This is a genomic window from Dyadobacter sp. BE31 (assembly GCF_031457695.1).
Lineage (GTDB): Bacteria > Bacteroidota > Bacteroidia > Cytophagales > Spirosomataceae > Dyadobacter.
This window is the reverse complement of record NZ_JAVDXA010000004.1, coordinates 356381-375350: the sequence shown is the minus strand read 5'-3', so window position 1 is coordinate 375350 and position 18970 is coordinate 356381. Positions and strand designations below refer to the sequence as shown.

Annotated in this window: 16 protein-coding genes; 5 read left to right on the top strand and 11 right to left on the bottom strand. The window is 50.7% G+C overall.

Annotated features, from left to right (window positions below; all coding sequences use genetic code 11):
• Nucleotides 1-4: 4 nt before the first annotated feature.
• The 7 genes from J2Y43_RS22210 to J2Y43_RS22180 form a co-directional block, all read right to left on the bottom strand.
• Nucleotides 5-2524, bottom strand: coding sequence for a DUF5686 family protein (locus tag J2Y43_RS22210; RefSeq protein ID WP_309987243.1), 2520 nt, complete (start codon nucleotides 2522-2524; stop codon nucleotides 5-7).
• Nucleotides 2521-3126, bottom strand: coding sequence for a vancomycin high temperature exclusion protein (locus J2Y43_RS22205; protein WP_106597453.1), 606 nt, complete (start codon nucleotides 3124-3126; stop codon nucleotides 2521-2523). Before J2Y43_RS22205 ends, J2Y43_RS22210 begins: the two co-directional genes overlap by 4 nt.
• Before the next feature lie 156 nt (nucleotides 3127-3282).
• Nucleotides 3283-6060 carry a DNA gyrase/topoisomerase IV subunit A gene (locus tag J2Y43_RS22200; protein WP_309987247.1) on the bottom strand — a complete coding sequence of 926 codons (2778 nt, stop codon included), beginning with the start codon at nucleotides 6058-6060 and terminating at the stop codon, nucleotides 3283-3285.
• Between the two features lie 165 nt (nucleotides 6061-6225).
• A complete protein-coding gene (locus J2Y43_RS22195; protein ID WP_309987250.1) occupies nucleotides 6226-6879 on the bottom strand; it encodes a CoA pyrophosphatase in 654 nt (217 codons plus the stop codon).
• 61 nt (nucleotides 6880-6940) lie between these two features.
• Nucleotides 6941-7180, bottom strand: a complete 240-nt coding sequence (locus J2Y43_RS22190) for a DUF2442 domain-containing protein (RefSeq protein ID WP_309987252.1) — start codon at nucleotides 7178-7180, stop codon at nucleotides 6941-6943.
• A gap of 25 nt (nucleotides 7181-7205) precedes the next feature.
• Complete coding sequence (locus tag J2Y43_RS22185; RefSeq protein ID WP_309987255.1) at nucleotides 7206-7412, bottom strand: DUF4160 domain-containing protein; 207 nt, start codon at nucleotides 7410-7412, stop codon at nucleotides 7206-7208.
• Nucleotides 7413-7509: 97 nt separating this feature from the next.
• Nucleotides 7510-9093 carry an FAD-dependent oxidoreductase gene (locus J2Y43_RS22180; protein ID WP_309987258.1) on the bottom strand — a complete coding sequence of 528 codons (1584 nt, stop codon included), beginning with the start codon at nucleotides 9091-9093 and terminating at the stop codon, nucleotides 7510-7512.
• A 206-nt stretch (nucleotides 9094-9299) separates the two neighbouring features.
• Between J2Y43_RS22180 and J2Y43_RS22175 the strand changes: the two genes are divergently transcribed.
• From J2Y43_RS22175 to J2Y43_RS22160, 4 genes are read left to right on the top strand one after another with little or no spacing between them, the layout of a single operon-like run.
• A complete protein-coding gene (locus J2Y43_RS22175) occupies nucleotides 9300-10223 on the top strand; it encodes a sugar phosphate isomerase/epimerase (protein ID WP_309987261.1) in 924 nt (307 codons plus the stop codon).
• 37 nt (nucleotides 10224-10260) lie between these two features.
• Nucleotides 10261-10518, top strand: coding sequence for a type II toxin-antitoxin system HicA family toxin (locus J2Y43_RS22170; RefSeq protein ID WP_310226627.1), 258 nt, complete (start codon nucleotides 10261-10263; stop codon nucleotides 10516-10518).
• Nucleotides 10511-10723 carry a type II toxin-antitoxin system HicB family antitoxin gene (locus J2Y43_RS22165; RefSeq protein WP_309987265.1) on the top strand — a complete coding sequence of 71 codons (213 nt, stop codon included), beginning with the start codon at nucleotides 10511-10513 and terminating at the stop codon, nucleotides 10721-10723. Before J2Y43_RS22170 ends, J2Y43_RS22165 begins: the two co-directional genes overlap by 8 nt.
• 10 nt (nucleotides 10724-10733) lie before the next feature.
• Nucleotides 10734-11897, top strand: a complete 1164-nt coding sequence (locus J2Y43_RS22160; protein WP_309987266.1) for an acyl-CoA dehydrogenase family protein — start codon at nucleotides 10734-10736, stop codon at nucleotides 11895-11897.
• On the opposite strand, the gene J2Y43_RS22155 is transcribed toward J2Y43_RS22160, so the two are convergent.
• The 3 genes from J2Y43_RS22155 to J2Y43_RS22145 form a co-directional block, all read right to left on the bottom strand.
• Nucleotides 11890-12888, bottom strand: a complete 999-nt coding sequence (locus tag J2Y43_RS22155) for a sterol desaturase family protein (protein WP_309987270.1) — start codon at nucleotides 12886-12888, stop codon at nucleotides 11890-11892. The two genes, J2Y43_RS22160 and J2Y43_RS22155, sit on opposite strands and share 8 nt — an antisense overlap.
• 190 nt (nucleotides 12889-13078) lie before the next feature.
• Nucleotides 13079-14569, bottom strand: a complete 1491-nt coding sequence (locus tag J2Y43_RS22150; protein ID WP_309987275.1) for a helix-turn-helix domain-containing protein — start codon at nucleotides 14567-14569, stop codon at nucleotides 13079-13081.
• Between the two features lie 166 nt (nucleotides 14570-14735).
• Entirely contained in the window at nucleotides 14736-15407 is a 672-nt protein-coding gene (locus tag J2Y43_RS22145) for a porin family protein (protein ID WP_309987279.1), read from the bottom strand.
• Nucleotides 15408-15622: 215 nt separating this feature from the next.
• Here J2Y43_RS22145 and leuS point away from each other — a divergent pair, with 215 nt between their 5' ends.
• Nucleotides 15623-18508: a leucine--tRNA ligase gene (gene leuS / locus J2Y43_RS22140; protein ID WP_309987282.1), complete on the top strand. Its 2886-nt coding sequence runs from the start codon at nucleotides 15623-15625 to the stop codon at nucleotides 18506-18508.
• 77 nt (nucleotides 18509-18585) lie between these two features.
• Here the strand turns inward: leuS and J2Y43_RS22135 are convergent, their stop codons facing one another.
• Entirely contained in the window at nucleotides 18586-18966 is a 381-nt protein-coding gene (locus tag J2Y43_RS22135) for a hypothetical protein (protein WP_309987285.1), read from the bottom strand.
• Nucleotides 18967-18970: the final 4 nt, after the last annotated feature.

Sequence of the window (18970 nt, the reverse complement as noted above, 5' to 3'; positions counted from 1 at the left end):
ATCCCTACAATTTAAACCAGAAGGAAATCTTCACCGCAAAAGGCGTCACATTCGGGTTATCCAGGTAGGTGAGCCGGTGGATGAAATCGACGCGGCCTGTGCGGAAGATGTTGTCGATCCCGTAGCCGAGTTCGATGTAAGGTTTCGAATTGAGCCGGCTGAATGCCAGCACCTGTTTGCCCGATTCGTCGGTTGTGGTGGTAAGCTTCTCGTTGGCTTCGCTGATATCGCCATAAAACAACCTTCCCGTAGCCAGCATCCGCAGTTTCAGCCGCCGGATCGCGGGAATGCGGTTTAATATAAATCCTTCAAAATTGTGCTCCATGCGCAATGCAAAATACCGGTCGCTGATAAACTCGAAATAGCGCATGAGATTGAATGCATTTTCCACATAAAAGAACGACTCATTGCCCAGCGGCGTGTAAAGCAGGGGGTAGGGTAGGGTGGAAGGAATATAGCCGAGCGTGACATTGTAATAAGTACGTCCGATAACGCCCGCGCGGAAGCTCTGCCGGATGTTGAAAGAAAACTTGTTGTAATTGAAATCCCCGCCCAGCAAATGCTTGAACCCGTGCGTGTAGCGCAGTGTAAATGCGGGAGAGTTGCCATTCCCCATGCTGATACGCTCGTTATCATTCAGAAGAAAGGTTTCTTTTTGCGCCAGCCGTGCCTCGAAATTCACTTCCGTAATGTCGAATGCACTCTTCACCGGCGAATTGTCGCCAACCGCCGGATTGGTGCGGTAAGTGAAATCAAACAGCGGATCGAAAGTGCGGTGGCGGAGCTGCACGCTGCCGGTAAGTCCTTTGACAACCTCTCTTTTGAAATACGTCGAAATGTCCTGTTGCCAATAAGGTCTCCGGAATGCCCCGAATCGTGACAATGCACCGAAAATAGTGCTCGGGCCGATGGCCTCGGGAGAAAGTCCCAGCCTTTCGAGGTCTTTCGAATAGGAGATACCGGCCATTGTCCAGGGTTTTCGGCTGATGATGTAATCGAGCCCGCCGCCATATTTGAACTCACGGTCGCGGGTACCATATGCGCCGTAACCGCTGAAAATCCACTTTTTGCTGAATCCCGGATCGGTCCGGAAGCCGAGGCGGAAGCGGTGCCCCTCCACCTTGTTATTGGCATACAAAAACAGATAAGGCCCAAGGTCGATGTTCCATTTGTCGATCCTTTTGTAGCCGTTCACAAAGATATTGAGCAGCTCGGTGTAGGTTTTTACCACCGGCAGGGCTTTCAGCGAGTCGATCAGCTCGAAAGTCAGTTTTTCCGTTGGGCTGAGGCCCTCCGGACGGCTTCTGGCCCAGAAAGTCGAATCATAGTCGCGATAATCTTCTGCCAGCTCAATCGCGGTGTCGTAAAATCGGCTCGCGCGGGGTGCATTCAGTTTGTATTTGGATTGGGCCGAATAAAATTTCAGGAGCATCCCCGCGGCCTGCGGGGTGGGTTCATCGACGTCGATCAGTACGCGCGTCTTGTGCGGGAGCCAGGTCTTTTCATCGTCCGACAACTCATACGACTGCTGGATTTTAATGCGGTCGATGTAGTTGAGGTTCGCCTGCTTGTCCACGTTCACGTCAATTTGCGTCAATGCAAATGTCTGCCCGTCGATCCACATGGTTCCTGTGAATGCCAGGTCTTGTTTTTGTCTCGGCTCAAAATCGATGTGATAATCATAGCCGGTACCATTGTAGACGCTATCGGCCAGGTAATACTCGTAATAGAGCTTCCAGCTATCGGAAATGGGCGATACGAAGTCCTTTTGCAGGATATTCAGCCAGTTGTTGTAGAAATTATACTGCTGAAATGTGGAGCCGATGAGCTGTGAAACCACGCTGCCGTCTGTAAGGCCCACGCCCGAAACTTTTGTTTTGTTAATAACCTCCTTCTTTTTCTGCGGATCGCGGCGGTAGAAAACATCCGAAACCGATTCTGAAATAAAGATCGGGATGATCGTTTCGCCGTTTTCACCTTTTACTTCATCGAATTTTTCGAGCACATGGGTCATTTTTTTGACCGGTTTGCGATTTCTGAACCCTTTCGAAAGATTATCAATGTCGATCTGGATTTTGTTGTAAGCCTCATATTCATAGGCCGTGAGTTCGTCGGCGTTGTTGGCCTTTTTATGCGCCACAATCTTGCGTATGACCGCATAGGCCGGGTTTTCACCCGCCAGGATTTTCACCTCGCGAAGCTGCGTGGTACCGGGCGAAAGCTGGACGTCGATCACCTGTTCGCGCTGATTCGGCATAATGGCCTTGCTCCGACTCGTATAGCCGACGTACGTTACAGTGACGGAATCGGCGGGCGGCTTGAAGTTGAGCTCGTAAATACCATCGAAATTGGTCGTGGTGCCGCCAAGCTGCCCACGGATGCCAATATTGGCAAAAGGAATGGGATCGCCGGTGGAGGCGTCGGTAATGCGACCTTTGGCAATATAACTGGTTTGTGAAAAGCCTTTTGTACCCATAAGGCTAACGAGCAGAAGCAGAGCGGCAATGTTCCGGCGCAGCTTCATTCGTCATGCTCATTTTTACCAATTTGAATATTGGAAGTCACGTCCGCTGCGGGGCGCAGGATATGGACGTCGAGTACGGCCTTCGGGCGGGCCAGGTACTCGCGCACGAGCGTGCGGAAAGAATAGCCGTCGGGGACATCCTGTGCTGCAAATGATATTGCATTAATGCCCTCATTGTGAGCAATGTATAGTGCCCTCGCGTTGTGGAAATTCTGCGATATGATCGTGAAATTGTCCTGATTGAAAACCTTTTTGCAACGCACGATCGAATCGAATGTGCGGAAGCCGGCGTAATCGAGCGTCATCACGTTTTCGGGAATGCCCAGGTTCAACAGCGCCCGCTGCATATCCAACGGTTCATTATAGTATTGCGAATCGTTGTTGCCGCTAAGGATGATGTATTTGATTTTCCCCTCTTTGAAAAGCCGGGCAGTGGCTTCCATCCGGTATTTGAAAAAGAGGTTTTCGGTCCCTTTTTCAGACTTTTTACTGGTGCCGAGCACCAGCGCCACGTCGTTGGGCGGGAGGCTTTCAATGGAGAAATAGGAGTACTGGCGCGTACAGTATACTACCCAGAAATTACAAAGCAAGATGAAAACCATGCAGGCAAATAATAAGGCTAATATGATTTTGATCAATTTTTTCACCTGTGCACGCGTTGCCTGTTGAATTTTCAGTTCCTGGAAATTCTGCCGGAATGCGCATATCGGCGTTCAAAGCAGATATACGCATTCGGTGGGTATTTTTGTTGCCGGGCCTTATTCGAACAATCCGAGCTGACTTTTTGGATCCGAGCCTTTTTTGCCCTCTTTTTTAGGTTTTGACTCGCCTTTCGACACTTCGCCGCTATCCGCTTCTTCCGCGCTTCCGGTATCTTCCGCACCATCTCCGCCGTCTTCCGGAATAACAGTATTTTCGGTCAAAGCATTCGCAAGCTCATCTGTCGCGGCTTCTTCGGAAGTTTCGGGGCCGTTGTCGTCGGCTTCGTCAGTTGCCGGTTCGGCGCCCGACGCCTCGGCTGGCTCTTCTACGGGCACAGCGAGCGGTTCGAGCCAGCGGATGTCCTTGAACTTGTCGTTCGGGATGCGGTTCCCTTGAGCACGCCAGCCGCGGATATCGACCATATCTTCCACGAGGTATTCCTCGACGGTCTGCTCTTTCTGTGCCGTTTTAGGATAAACGATTTCCAGTCTCGGACGAATATCCGTGCTGGCGAGGATCAGCTTGCTGTTTTTGGCATCGCTGATGAAAAGGAATTTCTTGTCGAGCGAAGAAGTCTCGATATTAAACCTTTTGATAAAATGCTGTTTCTGGCCGCCGTCAAAGTAAATGGCGGTAATAGGAAGCTTGGTGTCGAACTTTTTGACCAGCAATACCTCGTGCGGCTCGTAGTGGTTCGTCAGGTCGAAGTTGGTGAGCTCGTAGCTGCCGTCTTTGTAAATGACCACGATATTGTCGCTCGGGCCGAAGTTGCCGAGGTATTCACCGCGCTCGTCGCGGTTGAGGCGACCGATTATCGGATCGAACCACATATCCACGCCGCCCAGTGTAGAGCGGCCGGCTGATTTCAATGTGAGTTTCCGCACAGGGTATTTCGTCAGAATGTTACCCATCGCGCTGCGGTTTTTGATCAATAGCTCGGCAAAATTGTAGTCAAACTGCTTGACCTTGGCTTTGCTTTGCGCCTGAAGGTTCACCGTAATGATCTCGGCTTCACCATTATCATTCGCTGTGAAATAGGTAATCTTCGACTTCGGTGTGCCTTGCGTGAGCTCGTACTCGCGGTCGCGCGTGATGGCAGTAACCTGGAAGCGCTTCGCATACGAAACGCCCGTTTTACCATCGACATATACCATGTTATAGACCTTCCTTTCATCATTTTTAAGGAAAACGGCACAATGGATAATGTCTTTGCCGACAAACACCTTATCCTGCACTTTGGTAACCACACACCGGCCATCGGCCCGGAACACGATAATGTCGTCGATATCAGAGCAGTCCATCACATACTCATCCTTTTTCAACCCATAACCAATAAAACCTTCCGCCCGGTTGACGTACAGTTTCTGATTATTGGCCGCCACCACATTGGCCGCAATCTGGTTGAATGCGCGGATTTCGGTTCTTCGGCCTCTTCCTTTGCCGTATTTTTTTAACAGCTCACGGAAATACTCGATCGCGAACCGGGTAATGTGTGCCAGGTTATCCTCGGTTTCGGCGAGGTCTTCCTGCCATTTGCGCATCAGTTCGTCGGCTTTGAAACCGTCGTATTTCGAGATACGCTTAATGCGGATTTCGGTCAGTTCTACAATGTCGTCGTCGGTGATTTCGCGATAAAACTGTGGCTTGTAAGGCTCCAGACCTTTGTCGATCGTACGGATCACAGCCTCGAAAGTCTCGCATTCTTCGATATCGCGGTAAATGCGGTTTTCGATGAATATCTTTTCGAGCGAGCCGTAAAGAATCTTTTCCAGCAAGGCCAGCCGCTTGATTTCCAGCTCGCGCTGCAAGAGGTGAACGGTTTGCTGGGTATTGTATTTCAAAATGTCGGTTACGCCGACAAAATGCGGTTTTTCTGCAATGATGATACACGCGTTCGGCGAAATGGATACCTCGCATTCCGTGAACGCATACAAAGCGTCCATCGTAATGTCGGGTGAAACGCCGGGCGCCAAATGCACCTGGATTTCCACATCCGCCGCGGTATTATCCACTACTTTTTTGATCTTGATCTTACCCGCGTCGTTCGCCTTGATGATCGATTCGATGAGGGAAGTAGTGGTAGTACCAAAAGGAATGTCGCGGATGACGAGCATCTTTTTATCCTCTTCCTCGATTTTGGCACGTACCCGTACTTTTCCGCCGCGCTGGCCGTCGTTGTAGTTGGAGACATCCACCAGGCCGCCCGTGAGAAAATCGGGGTAAATCGTCACCTCCTTGCCTTGGAGGATTGTGATCGACGCCTCGATGAGCTCGCAGAAGTTGTGCGGGAGTATTTTGGTCGACAAGCCCACCGCGATACCTTCCACACCCAGCGTAAGCAATAGCGGGAATTTAACCGGCAGCGTAATGGGTTCGCGTTTCCGGCCGTCGTAGGATAGCTGCCATTCGGTGGTGTCGTCGTTGAAAACGACATCTTTCCCAAACCGCGACAGCCGCACCTCGATGTAACGTGCAGCCGCAGCACCGTCGCCCGTACGGATATCGCCCCAGTTACCCTGGGTATCGAACAGCAGTTCCTTCTGACCGATATTGACGATCGCATCGTAAATAGACGCGTCGCCATGCGGGTGGTACTGCATGGAAGAGCCGACCACGTTGGCCACCTTGTTGAAGCGGCCGTCGTCCATTTCGTTGAGCGCATGCATAATGCGCCGCTGAACGGGTTTCAGACCGTCTTCGATCGCCGGAACGGCACGTTCCAGAATTACATAAGAGGCATAATCAAGAAACCAGTTTTCGTATAAGCCCGAAATGGGCAGTTTATCATGCAATCCGCTATCTTCTACGTCGGGCGCAGCTCCGTTTTCGTCCATAAATGCAGGAGGAACCAGGTTTTAAGTATTCAGAAATAGTTGATCAGCCATTCGCTTCCCGGTCTTCATGGAGGACTGGCTCATTCAAAAAGAAAGAAACAGGGTGAAGTTTACCGGAAGATCAGGTTGAATTAACTGCTAATATAGCAAAATAAGCGATAAAACTTAGTTTTCAAGTGCAGGATCCGGCGCATTCAGCACTGCCAGCAGCTCACTGATCATCATGGCCGTGGCACCCCATATTTTATAGCCCTGCACCATGTAATGCGGCGCATGTACCTGTTCGCCACGTACTTGGATATCGCTTGAACCGATAATATTAACATCAGAAATTTCTTCGAGTTTGATCTCAAAAATATCTTCCACTTCGCGCGGGTCGGGATAGAAGCCGGGGCGGTAGGGTATGGCAGCTACCACGGGAAGTACATGAAAATTGCTGGCCGGAATGAAGAGTTCGGTCAGGGCACCGAGGATGCGGACGTCTGTCAGCCGCAGGCCGATTTCCTCCTGTGCTTCGCGCAATGCGGTGCGGATCAGGTTCTCATCACTCAACTCGTATCGCCCGCCCGGAAATGCTACCTGGCCGCTGTGGACGCCGTCATAAGCGGGCCGCAGGATCAACGGAAAGTAGATTTCGCCCTGGTAAGGATAAAAAAGGATCAACACAGCGCTCCGGCGTGTGCGGTGATTGGGTTTGAAAGTCAGGCGAAGCCGGGAAGAAGCCTGCATTACCCGGTGGGCCGTCTCGCCGGGGAGCGGGAATTTCAGTTTATGTGCAAGTTGTTCGGTAAAAGCGGAAAATGATTCCAGTGCGGCCATGTTGGCTGAGTTGTTGAAGAGTTAGGTGGCAGAACATTACGCCTAAGTTAATGTAGGAAACCTAAATCTTTGCGTAGTTGAGCTCTCTTTTAAAGTCAAAAAAGCTTTCGAGACTCAGATCTTCGTCCAATTCTTCCCAGTGAATGCTGTCGCCTAATGGGCCGAGTTCAAATCGAAGCAGTTGCTCTGAAGTAGCGTTTTCCAGTCGTTTGAACCAAGCCAGCGGATTACCGATGGTGTGACCGCTGTCGAGCACCAGGTATATGTTGGTTTCGTCGAACCAAACTCGATTGATCTTCATAGCTTCTGCTTTTTTCATCTTAAAATCATTCACCATGAAATTCGTGCCATTTTTTAACGATCAGTTCCGAATGCTGTTCAACCAACGCCTCGGCGAGCATCAGGTCTTTCGGTTTGATTCCATGACTTTCCACCAATCTTACCGGATTTACTTCAAATTTGGCCGTACCATCGGCATTTCTGACGTGGATGTGAATGGGTAGATGTTCAAGACTGTAAAGGAAAAACTTCATCCCGAACATCCGGAAAATCAGGCATAACTAGTGTGTGATAAATGTTTATAATTGATATACACAAATATAACAATTACTTATGCCGATTGTAAATGCGCTAAGCTGGCACTCCGGCATACAACTTCGCCAGTTGCTCTGCACATCTTTCCCCATCCATGGCAGCCGACATGATACCTCCTGCATAACCAGCGCCTTCGCCGCAAGGGAACAACCCCTTGATTTGAGGGTGCTCGCAGGTCTCGCGCTCGCGGGGGATGCGTACGGGCGAGGAGGTGCGGCTCTCGACGCCGATCAGCTGGGCATCGTTGGAGAGGTAACCGCGCATTTTGCGGCCAAAATCCGACAATGCATCGCGTAATGGGAATGCAATGTGGCCCGGAAGCACATCGTACAGGTCAACCGATTGTAAACCGGGCTGATAGGATGTATCCCGCAAATGGGCAGAAGTACGGCCTTTTACAAAATCAACCGCGAGTTGGGCAGGAGCTGTTTGTGTGGCTCCTGCGAGCTTGCAAGCGGCCTGTTCCAGTTCACGTTGCAGTTGCAGGCCTGCCATTGGGCCGAACTCCTTGTAAGGTACAAGGTCCGCATCTTCGATCGTCACAACCATGCCCGAATTGGCATAGGGCGAATCCCGCCGCGAGGGCGACATGCCGTTGACTACCACCTCCCCAGAAGCCGTTGCCGCCGGGACGATAAAGCCGCCCGGGCACATGCAGAACGAGAAAACGCCTCGCTGCACGCCTTTGTAACGTGTTTGGGTGACCAGACTATAAGAAGCAGCGGGCAAATAGGGGCCGCGGTCCACCTCGCAGTGATATTGTATTTTATCAATTGTATTCTGCGGATGCTCGATCCGGACACCCATCGCGAAGGATTTGCTTTCGATCAGGATGTTTTTAGCATGAAGCAGTTCATAAATATCCCGCGCCGAATGCCCGGTAGCGAGTATCACACCGATGCCGGTGTGCTCGTCTTTGTCATTGGTAACCACACCGGTAATCCGGTTGTCGCGGACGATTAGGTCGGTGACCTTGGTATCAAAATGAATTTCTCCGCCGGCTTTCAGAATGCTCTCGCGCATTTCAGCAACTACTACCGGCAGTTTGTTGGTACCGATATGCGGATGGGTGTCGATCAGGATCTGTTCGCTGGCGCTGTGTGCGACGAATATTTCGAGTACCCTGCGAATGTCACCCCGTTTGTTGGAGCGCGTGTAGAGTTTCCCATCCGAATAGGTGCCGGCACCGCCTTCGCCGAAGCAATAATTGGATTCCGGGTTGACGTGGTGGTCCTTATTAATAGCCGCCAGGTCACGCCTCCTGGTGCGTACATCCTTACCTCTTTCAAACAAAACCGGCTTAATCCCCAATTCGATCAGTCGCAAAGCGGCAAACATCCCGGCTGGTCCGCAACCGATGATCAATGCCTGCGGGCGTTTGCTGACATCCGGGTACACGATGCGCGTGCCTGCCAATGCGGGCGGCGCTTCGCCTACGTAAACTTCGGCTTGCACATTGATTTTCACTTGCCGACTACGGGCATCGATCGATTGGCGTGTCTTGCGGATGAATGGATTGTCGCTTTCGCGCAGGCGCAGTTTCTGAATGACAAAGCGGCGAAAATTGTCGTCGTCCAGCGCGATCTCGGGCGCCAGGGTCAATTGGAGCGTATGTTGCATATTCCGGAAAGGGATTTATCCTTTAATGCCACAAAGGTACGGATACTTTCGAAGCGATCAACTCCGACCGCCGACCATAGACCATAGACCATAGACTCCGTAAGGAGTCGGCTGAGGATCGATCGGCATGAAGAGGTCGGGTAGCAAACCGCATAGCACTACTTTAATGCATGACGACCATCAAACACTATCCAATCCATCAAACCATGTCGCAAAACCGCCGCCAATTTCTGAACACCCTGGCTGTTTCGGCCGGAGCAGCAGTGCTTTCTGAAGCTGCCCGCGCCGAACAAAGCGCCGCGCCATTTCCATTATCCTGCAATCAATATTCCTGGATTACCTTTTATGCCCGCGACGGCAAGGATTGGGGCAAAGATCCGGACGCTTCGCTGGCCGAGTTTGCTTCCACGGGGTTGAAAGCCTACGAGCCTGCATTCAACAATGCCGACGAGGTGCCGAAGCTGCTTCCGGTACTCAAAAAATACCGGTTAGCGATGCCGTCGGTTTACGTCAATACCGCATTGCATGAGGCGGAGGAAAGTGCCAAATCCATTGAATCCGTGCTGGCTATTGCCGACGCGCTCAAAGCGGCGGATACCAAAATCATTGTAACAAATCCCAGCCCTATTCAATGGGGAAGCGACAAGAATAAATCCGACGAACAACTGACCCGGCAGGCTCAAAACCTTGATAAACTTGGAGCGGAACTCAAAAAACGGGGTATGACCCTCGCATACCACACGCATGACGTCGAGCTGCGCGCGGCTGCGCGGGAATTCCATCATATGTTGCTCGCCACCGATCCGAAAAACGTGTCGTTGTGCCTCGATGTCCATTGGGTTTACCGTGGTTCGGGCAACTCGCAGGTAGCACTATTTGATATCGTGAAATTGTATGGCAAACGCATCGCCGAGCTGCATTTACGGCAATCGAAAGGAGGGATATGGCAGGAGACGTTCACGGAAGGGGATATCGACTATCCGGGACTGGCCCATGCGCTGGACGGCCTGGGCGTAAAGCCGCATTTGGTTTTGGAACAATGCCTCGAAAAAACCTCTCCTAAAACGATGGACGGCGTTCAGGCGCATAAGGAGGATTTGGTTTATGTGAAGAAGGTGTTCGGGGCGTAAGTGGATTTTTTAAACTGCAAATTAGCACACTATTTAAATGAGTAAATTTGAAAAACTGGTTATGAAATTGCTGTCAGGTGCATCTGACAACAATTTTAGCTTTGAGGAATTGAGGCTGATTTTGTTAAATATGGGTTTCATCGAGAAGATGGGTGCGGGCAGTCACAGAATTTTTTATAAAGAGAATATTTCGGAAATTGTAAATATTCAGCCGAATGGTAACAAGGCCAAACCCTACCAGATCAGGCAGGTGAGGGCAATTATACTCAAATACAACCTTTTCAGCCATGAATAGTAAATATGAATTGATCATGTATTGGAGCAATGAGGATCAATCCTTTATTGTTGAAGTCCCCGAGCTTCCGGGATGTATGGCCGATGGTGCAACACAGAGCGAGGCGCTAGCTAACGTACAAAAAGTGATCGACGAATGGATTGCCACAGCAAAAGAACTTGGCCGCGAAATTCCAGAAGCAAAAGGCAAGCTTATGCACGCCTGATTCTTTTCTGATGAACCAAACAGACTTCTTCAACATCTCCGACCTTCTGACCGAGGAGCAGCGCCTCATTCAGCAGGCGGTGCGTGACTTTTCGGATCGGGAAATCAAGCCCGTTATCGAGGACTTTGCGCAGAAAGCGGAGTTTCCACTGCATTTAATATCCAAATTCGGGGAGCTGGGTGTTTTCGGGCCGACGATTCCGGTGGAATATGGCGGTGGCGGGCTGGATTATACGAGCTATGGGCTGATGTGCCAGGAGATCGAGAAGGGCGACTCGGGTATGCGGTCGACGATTTCCGTGCAGAGTTCGCTCGTAATGTGGCCGATTTATGCATTTGGTTCGGAGGAACAAAAAAGCAAATATCTCCCCAGACTCGCGACCGGCGAATGGCTGGGATGTTTCGGACTTACCGAGCCGGACCATGGTTCGAACCCCGGTGGCATGAAGAGCCATATTACCAAAACCGAAGGCGGTTATCTCCTCAATGGCTCCAAAATGTGGATTTCCAATGCTCCTTTCGCACACGTAGGCGTGGTGTGGGCGCGGAACGAAGCGGGCCGGGTGCAAGGTGTAGTCGTCGAGCGCGGTATGGAAGGTTTTTCAACCCCTGAAATCCATCACAAATGGTCGCTGCGCGCGAGTGCGACGGGCGAGCTGGTTTTTGACAATGTATTTATTCCTGAAACACATATTCTTCCAGGCGCCGAGGGGCTGAAAGCTCCCTTGCAATGCCTCGATAAAGCGCGGTACGGCATCGCCTGGGGTGCTATCGGCGCGGCGATCGATTGCTATGAAACGGCCGTGAAGTACGCTGCGGAGCGCATTCAGTTCGATAAACCGATAGGAGCATTTCAACTCACACAGAAAAAACTCGCTGAAATGCTGACGGAAATTACGAAAGCCCAGCTGCTCGCATGGCGGCTAGGCCAGCTTATGGATGCCGGCGTGGCTACTACCGTGCAGATTTCCATGGCGAAAAGAAACAATGTAGCGATGGCCCTGAACATCGCCCGCGAAGCACGGCAGGTACTCGGAGCCATGGGCATTACCGGCGAATATCCCATTATGCGCCACATGATGAACCTCGAATCGGTGATTACCTACGAAGGTACGCACGATATTCATTTGCTTATTTTGGGGGCGGAGATTACGGGGATGCAGGCGTTTAAGTAATAGTACTTCGGCTGTCGGCAGTCGGCAGTCGGCTTTCGAAATTGCTTGTTACTTCGTCTGACGGCTGATAGCCGATGGCCGAAGTAGCATTCGCCAGCTTCCGCTGCAAATCCTTACTCGTCTCCCGGGAGCCGTCGGGCGACCATCCCGGCGCTTTGAAGAGGTATTTCAACTTCGTTTTAAGATCCACCGGCTGCGAGAAATCTTCTCCAATGGCCTTCCATTCGTGGAAAACGGTTTGCCCCAGGCCTTGTTGTTCCAGGGATTTGGTGAGACCGTAACGAGGAGGCTCGCTGGGCAGTTCTTCCTGGAAAGTACCAAAAAGGCGGTCCCAGATGATCAGGCACATGCCCATGTTTTTGTCGAGGTACTGGATATTGCTAGCGTGGTGCACGCGGTGGTGAGAGGGCGTTACAAAAATGTATTCCAGCCAACCCAGTTTGCCCACATATTCGGTGTGGACGATGATGCCGTAAATCTGCGTGATAGAGTACATGACGATGATATCAGCCGGATTGAATCCCACCAATGCCAACGGAATGAAGTAGATGAACCGGTAGAGCGGCTGGAATACCGATGAACGGAAGCCGGTAGTCAGGTTGAAATGCTCCGATGAATGGTGTGTCACATGCACCGCCCAGAACAGGCGGCAGTGGTGATCGACATAATGCAATGTGTAGAACGCCAGGTCCTCGGCGAGGAACAATGCAAGCCAGTACCAGTAAGGATTAGCGATCGGTTCAAAGAAGGAGAAATTGTAAAACCAGATCAGTACGCTCACATAGGCGGCGCGGAACAGCAAATCGATGCCGCCATTGAGCAGCATCAGCACCGCGTTCATTAATGTATCTTTCAGAGAATAGGCCGGACGTTTGGCCAGTCCCTCGTGTGGTGTTTTGTATGTTAAAAAGATCTCAAGACCGATCAGACATATATAAAATGGGGTCGACAGTTTTAGAATGAGATCCTCAAAATCATAAGTGCCGGGCATAGCAATTTCTTCAAATAATAAACAAAGATAGTTGAGAAGAGAACTGTAAGTTTCCGCCTGCCTATTTCTAAGATTTTTTTAATAGCAACCGGCAGGGTACTTATCAGACATTTATGTGACAGGAAACCCCCATTAAAGGTTCGAAATTTCCCGGGTTTACGTTTTAAATATACTAAGTAACCGGAAATGATCAGTTAATCATCCGTTTCAAAGCTTTCCTGAGTTCCTCGTTTTTGTGCCGTTTTTGCAGGATTACCGGCGCCGCAATGCGCTCCCGGCAGTCAAACAGCGAACAGCGCTCGCAGGTCTGGTTTACGTCCCTGGCCGCCAGGGAAGGATCGTCGAGGAACGCCAGTTTCTCCCGCGTTTGCTCGTCGAGGTAAATGCCCATCGATACGCTCACATTCAGGTTGGGAGTGGGCGACATCGGCTGTGCGAAACTCACGACCAGATATTGGTCCTGGGTATCGATATAGGTCGATTTTTGCGCTTTGCAGAGAATGCGCGGCGGCTGTTTCGCCTGGATAATGTCGCCAAGGTCGTTCAGGATGGTAAGTGCCACCCAGCGTCGGCAATAATGCTCGTCGCGAACGGTATGCGGGTAATGCTTTCTGGAAATGTGCATTTCCTTTGTCATATGGAACAGGTTCTGCCCGACGAAGTTGTTGAAACGCGAAAAGAAGATCTGGTTAATGCCGAAATAACGCGGCAGGATATTACTGAGCCGGTAACAGAACGATTCCGGTGTGGTATTGAAATCGTGAATGAGCTGGATGAGCCGCTCGGGTTGCCAGGTTTTTTGTGCGAAAAAATCGGCAATGGCCGGTACCAGCAGGCTTCTTTTAATAATAATGGCACTCCCGAAATAGGATGCCTTGAAATTGTTCAGCAATTGCTCAAACGACTCCGCTTCGACCAATGCAGTCGTATGCAAGCGGTTTTTCAGGTTTAAATACAAATACCCGATTTCCCGCCCGTAGATAAACGCCCGCTGTACGGACGATAAATGTGCATTGATCAAAAGGCGCGTGCCGGCTGCATTGGTAATGGTAAGCGAGCGCACCGTCGCAAACTCGGGATTGTTGCGTTCGTTGATGGGCTCGATCGTGTAGCCGTATTGATCTTTCAGGATGCTTTCGAGCTGTTGTTCATCGAGGAGCTGCGATGCCTCCACGTTCTGCTCTGCCAAGAAACGCTCGGCTTCCTCTTCGATATCCTCGAAATAATTGTCGTGCATTTCCTGGTAAGTCCGCAATGCCGAGAAATAAAACTTCTCGATCGACATGTTGTAATTCCGTGCGATTTCAATGAGCGTTCCCACGAATGCGCTGATCTTGGTAGGCGCGTCGGAAAGGATTTCGAGCAGGTTGGCGGGATCGATGCCGAACAGTTCGAGAGGAAGTTCTGTAAGGATATTCGAGCTGAGCAGGTCGGAAATCGGTTCCAGCCGTTTGCTCAGTTTTAATGAAACCAGGGTGTCGTAATCGACCTCAATGGCGCTCGCCAATGCAAGGATCTTGTCGGATTTCGGATACTTTTTCCCTTTTTCAATTTCATTGATATAGGAAATCGACAATCCCGATTTCTGGGAAAGTTCGCTGAGCGACATTCCCTTGTCGAGCCGGAGTTGTTTGAGTTTGAGTCCGAAAACCAGTCTTACATTATCTTGATTAATAGCCACTGTGCTGATATATGGGCCTGATTTTGTGCGATTTCGCTTACAGGCAATTTAACGAATGAAACACAAAAGTAGAAATAGCCCTGCATTCGGCATTCATGAGGAATAAAAAAAACGGAACCGTTTACACAGATTCCGTTTCCTGTTTTTGCATTGAATAACCCGACTTTTAAAAAATGGCGAAACCGAGCGTCGCCTGGAACAGGTTACCCTTTTTGCCAAATTGAGAGGCGGTAGTGGCATTGTTGAAATTCACTTTAACAATCTCCGTGAAGTTGCCTTCGTAGCGCACATCCAGGCTCATCCGCCCGAAGTCGAAACCCACACCGGCCTGGTAGCCATAAGCCAGCCGGTTTTTGAAAGTTATATCCGAATTGTCGCCGGTGAAATCATCGAATGAGTCGCCGAGCTTGCCGTTGCTGGATAATCGCAGCGAGGCCATTGGTCCTACGTTAACCCGGAAAAACTTCGCGACACGGAACCCGAAGAGTACCGGCACATCCAGATTGCTGAACCGTACGTCGACTTTTCCCTGCGAGTTGGTGAGGCCGTCTTTGTAAACGTTGAATTTCCCCCCTTTCTGGGACAACAGTAGCTCGGGTTGTATGTAGAATGTTTTTCCGAAACGGAAGAATACCCCGCCGGCAAACCCCAGCGAGCGGTTCGAATTGTCTTTGAAATTGAATGCATTGCCACCCGGCGCGAGGGTGAGGTCGTTGCTGCCGTTGATGTTCGATAAATTGGCTCCTGCCTTGATACCGAAGCGGAAAGCGGGGTCGTACTGAGCGGAGGCCGAGTAGCTGATCAATAATGCAAACAGCGCAATCGTCACGTTTCTCATAGCATTTGAAAATTGGGGTAAGATGAATAACTGCTGCATAACGGTAAAATCCCATGCCGGATTATCGACAACCACCCGAATCCGATCAAAAAACGCTATTTTTGCGGTTTATTTGGAGAAATAGAATACAAACAAAAGCTTTACCTTCTGATAATCAGTATTTTGGGCGGATATACACACCGAGAACCCGGGAAAAGCATAACAACTAACAGGATATGAGTGAGTACAGTCATCGGGAAATAGAAAAGAAATGGCAGGACTACTGGCAACAAAACGGCACTTTCAGCGTGTCGAACACGTCGGAACTGCCCAAGTATTATGTGTTGGACATGTTTCCCTATCCTTCCGGAGCGGGCTTGCATGTAGGCCATCCGCTGGGGTACATCGCCTCGGATATCTATTCCCGCTATAAAAGGCTGAAAGGCTTCAATGTGCTGCACCCGATGGGTTTTGACAGCTTCGGCTTGCCTGCCGAGCAGTATGCGATCCAGACCGGCCAGCATCCGGCGATTACCACGGAGCAGAATATTACCCGTTATATCGAGCAGCTGAAAAACCTGGGATTGAGCTACGACTGGAACCGTGAAGTGCGGACTTCCGATCCGGGCTATTACAAATGGACGCAGTGGATTTTCTCCGAACTGTTCAACAGCTGGTACAACAACGATACCGACAAGGCAGAGCCTATCGAAACGCTGACCGCGAAGTTTGCGCAGGAAGGTAATGCCAAAGTAAATGCGCCTGCCGACGAGGATACCCCCGCATTCACCGCCGAAGAGTGGAATGCATGGTCGGAGGAGGCACAATATAAGATGACATTGAAATACCGCCTTACCTACGTCGCCGACGCCACCGTAAACTGGTGCCCGGGATTGGGATCGGTATTATCGAACGATGAAGTAAAAGACGGCGTTTCGGAGCGCGGCGGTTTCCCCGTGATCCAGAAACTGATGCGCCAGTGGATGATGCGCATTACCGCATATGCACAACGTTTGATCGATGGTTTGGACACGGTCGACTGGACCGAATCATTGAAAGAGCAGCAGCGCAACTGGATTGGGCGTTCTGTCGGGGCGCTTGTAAAGTTCCAGGTGTGGAATGGGGAAGAAGGGGAGGAAAGGGAAGAAAGGGAGGAAGGAGAATCTAATCCTCCCTTTCCTCCATCCTCCCCTTCCTCCTTTCCTCCTTCAATCGAAGTGTTCACAACCCGCGTTGATACGATTTACGGTGTAACATTCATGGTGATCGCGCCGGAGCATGAACTGGTGGATGTGATCACGACGCCGGAGCAGCGTGCGGAAATCGACGCGTACATCGCGATGACGCAGAAGAAATCGGAGCGCGACCGGATGTCGGACGTGAAAACCGTCTCGGGTGCATTCACGGGCGCGTACGTGCTCAATCCGTTCAGCGGGGAGAAAGTGCCCGTTTACATTGCCGATTATGTGTTGGCAGGCTACGGAACCGGTGCGGTAATGGCCGTGCCATCCGGCGACCAGCGCGACTGGAATTTCGCGAAGCATTTCAATTTGCCCATTATCCCTATCCTCGACGCGCAAAAGGACATCGAGATCCAAGCCGACGCGACGAAGGAAGGAAAATATATCAATTCAGGCATTATCGATGGATTAACCTACAAAGAGGCGACCGAGAAGCTGATTAATGTGCTGGAAGAAAAAGGATTAGGAAAGGGCAAGATCAACTACCGCCTGCGTGACGCGGTGTTCAGCCGCCAGCGTTACTGGGGGGAGCCCGTGCCTGTTTATTACAAAAATGACAGCGAAGGCCAGCCGGTACCGTACCTGCTCGATTTGAACGAACTGCCGTTGAACTTGCCGGAGGTTGATAAATACCTGCCGACTGAAAACGGTGAGCCACCATTGGGTCGCGCGCAAGGATGGGAACACGGCTCGGGCAATGGCTATGAGCTGAGCACCATGCCGGGCTGGGCGGGTAGCAGCTGGTACTGGTACCGCTACATGGATCCTAAAAATGAGAACGAATTCGCGTCGAAAGAAGCCATCAGCTATTGGAAAGACGTGGATTTGTACATCGGCGGAACCGAGCACGCGACCGGCCACTTGTTGTACAGCCGTTTCTGGAACAAATTCATGAAAGACCGGGGCTTTGTGCTGGAAGAAGAACCGTTCAAGAAGCTGATCAACCAGGGCATGATCCAGGGGCGCAGCAATTTTGTGTACCGGGTTAAAGGTGAAGATTACAGCAAGCCGGTGTTTGTAAGTGCGGGTTTGAAATCACAGTATGAAGTTTCGGCATTGCACGTGGATGTAAATATTGTCGAAAACGATGTGCTTGATGTGGAGAAATTCAAAGCTACGCGTCCCGATATCGCCGGCGAAAATGCGGAATTCATTCTCGAAGACGGCAAATACATTTGCGGTGTGGAAGTGGAGAAAATGTCGAAATCCAAATTCAACGTCGTGAACCCCGATGACATCGTGGAGCGCTACGGGGCTGATACCCTGCGTTTGTACGAAATGTTCCTGGGGCCATTGGATCAGGCAAAACCTTGGAATACGAACGGTATCGACGGAACTTACCGCTTCATCCGCAAGCTTTGGAGGCTGTTCTATACCGAAACCGGCCAGTGGCAGGTGAAAGACGTTCCCGCGAAGCCCGAGGAGTTGAAGAGTTTGCATAAAACGATCAAAAAGATCGGGGAGGATATCGAGAACTTCTCGTTCAATACGGCCGTGAGTGCATTCATGGTGTGTGTGAATGAGCTGGGCAGCCAGAAGTGCCAGAGCAAGGAAGTTTTGGAACAACTGGTAATCCTGCTTTCGCCTTACGCGCCGCACATTTCGGAAGAACTGTGGGCTGCATTGGGTAATGAAGCGGGCGGCGTTTCAAAAGCGGCGTTCCCGTTGTTTGAAGCGAAATATGTGCAGGAATCGGTGTTCGAATATCCCGTGCAGATCAATGGAAAAGTTCGCGCTTCGCTGACTTTCCCGCTGGACACGCCACCGGCCGAAATCGAGAAGGAAGTGCTGGCAGACGCTACCGTTCAGAAATGGATGGAAGGCAAGCCGGCCAAAAAGGTAGTGGTGGTGCTGAAGCGCATTGTGAACGTGGTGATCTGATTCTGCGATTGAAATACAAATGCAAAATGGCCAGCCCGGTGTCGGAGCTGGCCATTTTGTTTGCAGGATAGGGTTGGTTACTTGATGGAAACCTGGCGTTCGGTGCGGATCTCTGACACTTCGAAGCTCTTTTCGGTTTTCTGACCGTTGGCGGAAACCTCGATGCTGTAAGTGCCGGCTGGCAACTCATTCACATTAAAGGTTTTTCTGAACTTGTTGGTGTCATGGCTTATCGTTTCGCGATACATGACCTGCCCGCTTTTGCTGGTGATCAACACCACCGCTCTGCTGTCGGTGTATTTGTCGACGTTGACGTGGATCTTGCCGCTGTTGGAAGCGAAGATGCCTGTTCCGAACGCTGCTGCTTTTTTGCTTTCTTTATCTTCTGCAAAAGAATTGAATGCGAAGGTGGCAGCGATTACCATTGTCATTGCGATTGTTTTAATTGAAGGTTTCATGGCT

Excerpts from the sequence above, each read along its gene's own strand:
- J2Y43_RS22210 (WP_309987243.1), bottom strand. The coding sequence starts at position 2,524 with ATGAAGCTGCGCCGGAACATTGCCGCTCTGCTTCTGCTCGTTAGCCTT.
- J2Y43_RS22205 (WP_106597453.1), bottom strand. The coding sequence starts at position 3,126 with ATGGTTTTCATCTTGCTTTGTAATTTCTGGGTAGTATACTGTACGCGC.
- J2Y43_RS22200 (WP_309987247.1), bottom strand. The coding sequence starts at position 6,060 with ATGGACGAAAACGGAGCTGCGCCCGACGTAGAAGATAGCGGATTGCAT.
- J2Y43_RS22195 (WP_309987250.1), bottom strand. The coding sequence starts at position 6,879 with ATGGCCGCACTGGAATCATTTTCCGCTTTTACCGAACAACTTGCACAT.
- J2Y43_RS22190 (WP_309987252.1), bottom strand. The coding sequence starts at position 7,180 with ATGAAGATCAATCGAGTTTGGTTCGACGAAACCAACATATACCTGGTG.
- J2Y43_RS22185 (WP_309987255.1), bottom strand. The coding sequence starts at position 7,412 with ATGAAGTTTTTCCTTTACAGTCTTGAACATCTACCCATTCACATCCAC.
- J2Y43_RS22180 (WP_309987258.1), bottom strand. The coding sequence starts at position 9,093 with ATGCAACATACGCTCCAATTGACCCTGGCGCCCGAGATCGCGCTGGAC.
- J2Y43_RS22175 (WP_309987261.1), top strand. The coding sequence starts at position 9,300 with ATGTCGCAAAACCGCCGCCAATTTCTGAACACCCTGGCTGTTTCGGCC.
- J2Y43_RS22170 (WP_310226627.1), top strand. The coding sequence starts at position 10,261 with ATGAGTAAATTTGAAAAACTGGTTATGAAATTGCTGTCAGGTGCATCT.
- J2Y43_RS22165 (WP_309987265.1), top strand. The coding sequence starts at position 10,511 with ATGAATAGTAAATATGAATTGATCATGTATTGGAGCAATGAGGATCAA.
- J2Y43_RS22160 (WP_309987266.1), top strand. The coding sequence starts at position 10,734 with ATGAACCAAACAGACTTCTTCAACATCTCCGACCTTCTGACCGAGGAG.
- J2Y43_RS22155 (WP_309987270.1), bottom strand. The coding sequence starts at position 12,888 with ATGCCCGGCACTTATGATTTTGAGGATCTCATTCTAAAACTGTCGACC.
- J2Y43_RS22145 (WP_309987279.1), bottom strand. The coding sequence starts at position 15,407 with ATGAGAAACGTGACGATTGCGCTGTTTGCATTATTGATCAGCTACTCG.
- leuS (WP_309987282.1), top strand. The coding sequence starts at position 15,623 with ATGAGTGAGTACAGTCATCGGGAAATAGAAAAGAAATGGCAGGACTAC.
- J2Y43_RS22135 (WP_309987285.1), bottom strand. The coding sequence starts at position 18,966 with ATGAAACCTTCAATTAAAACAATCGCAATGACAATGGTAATCGCTGCC.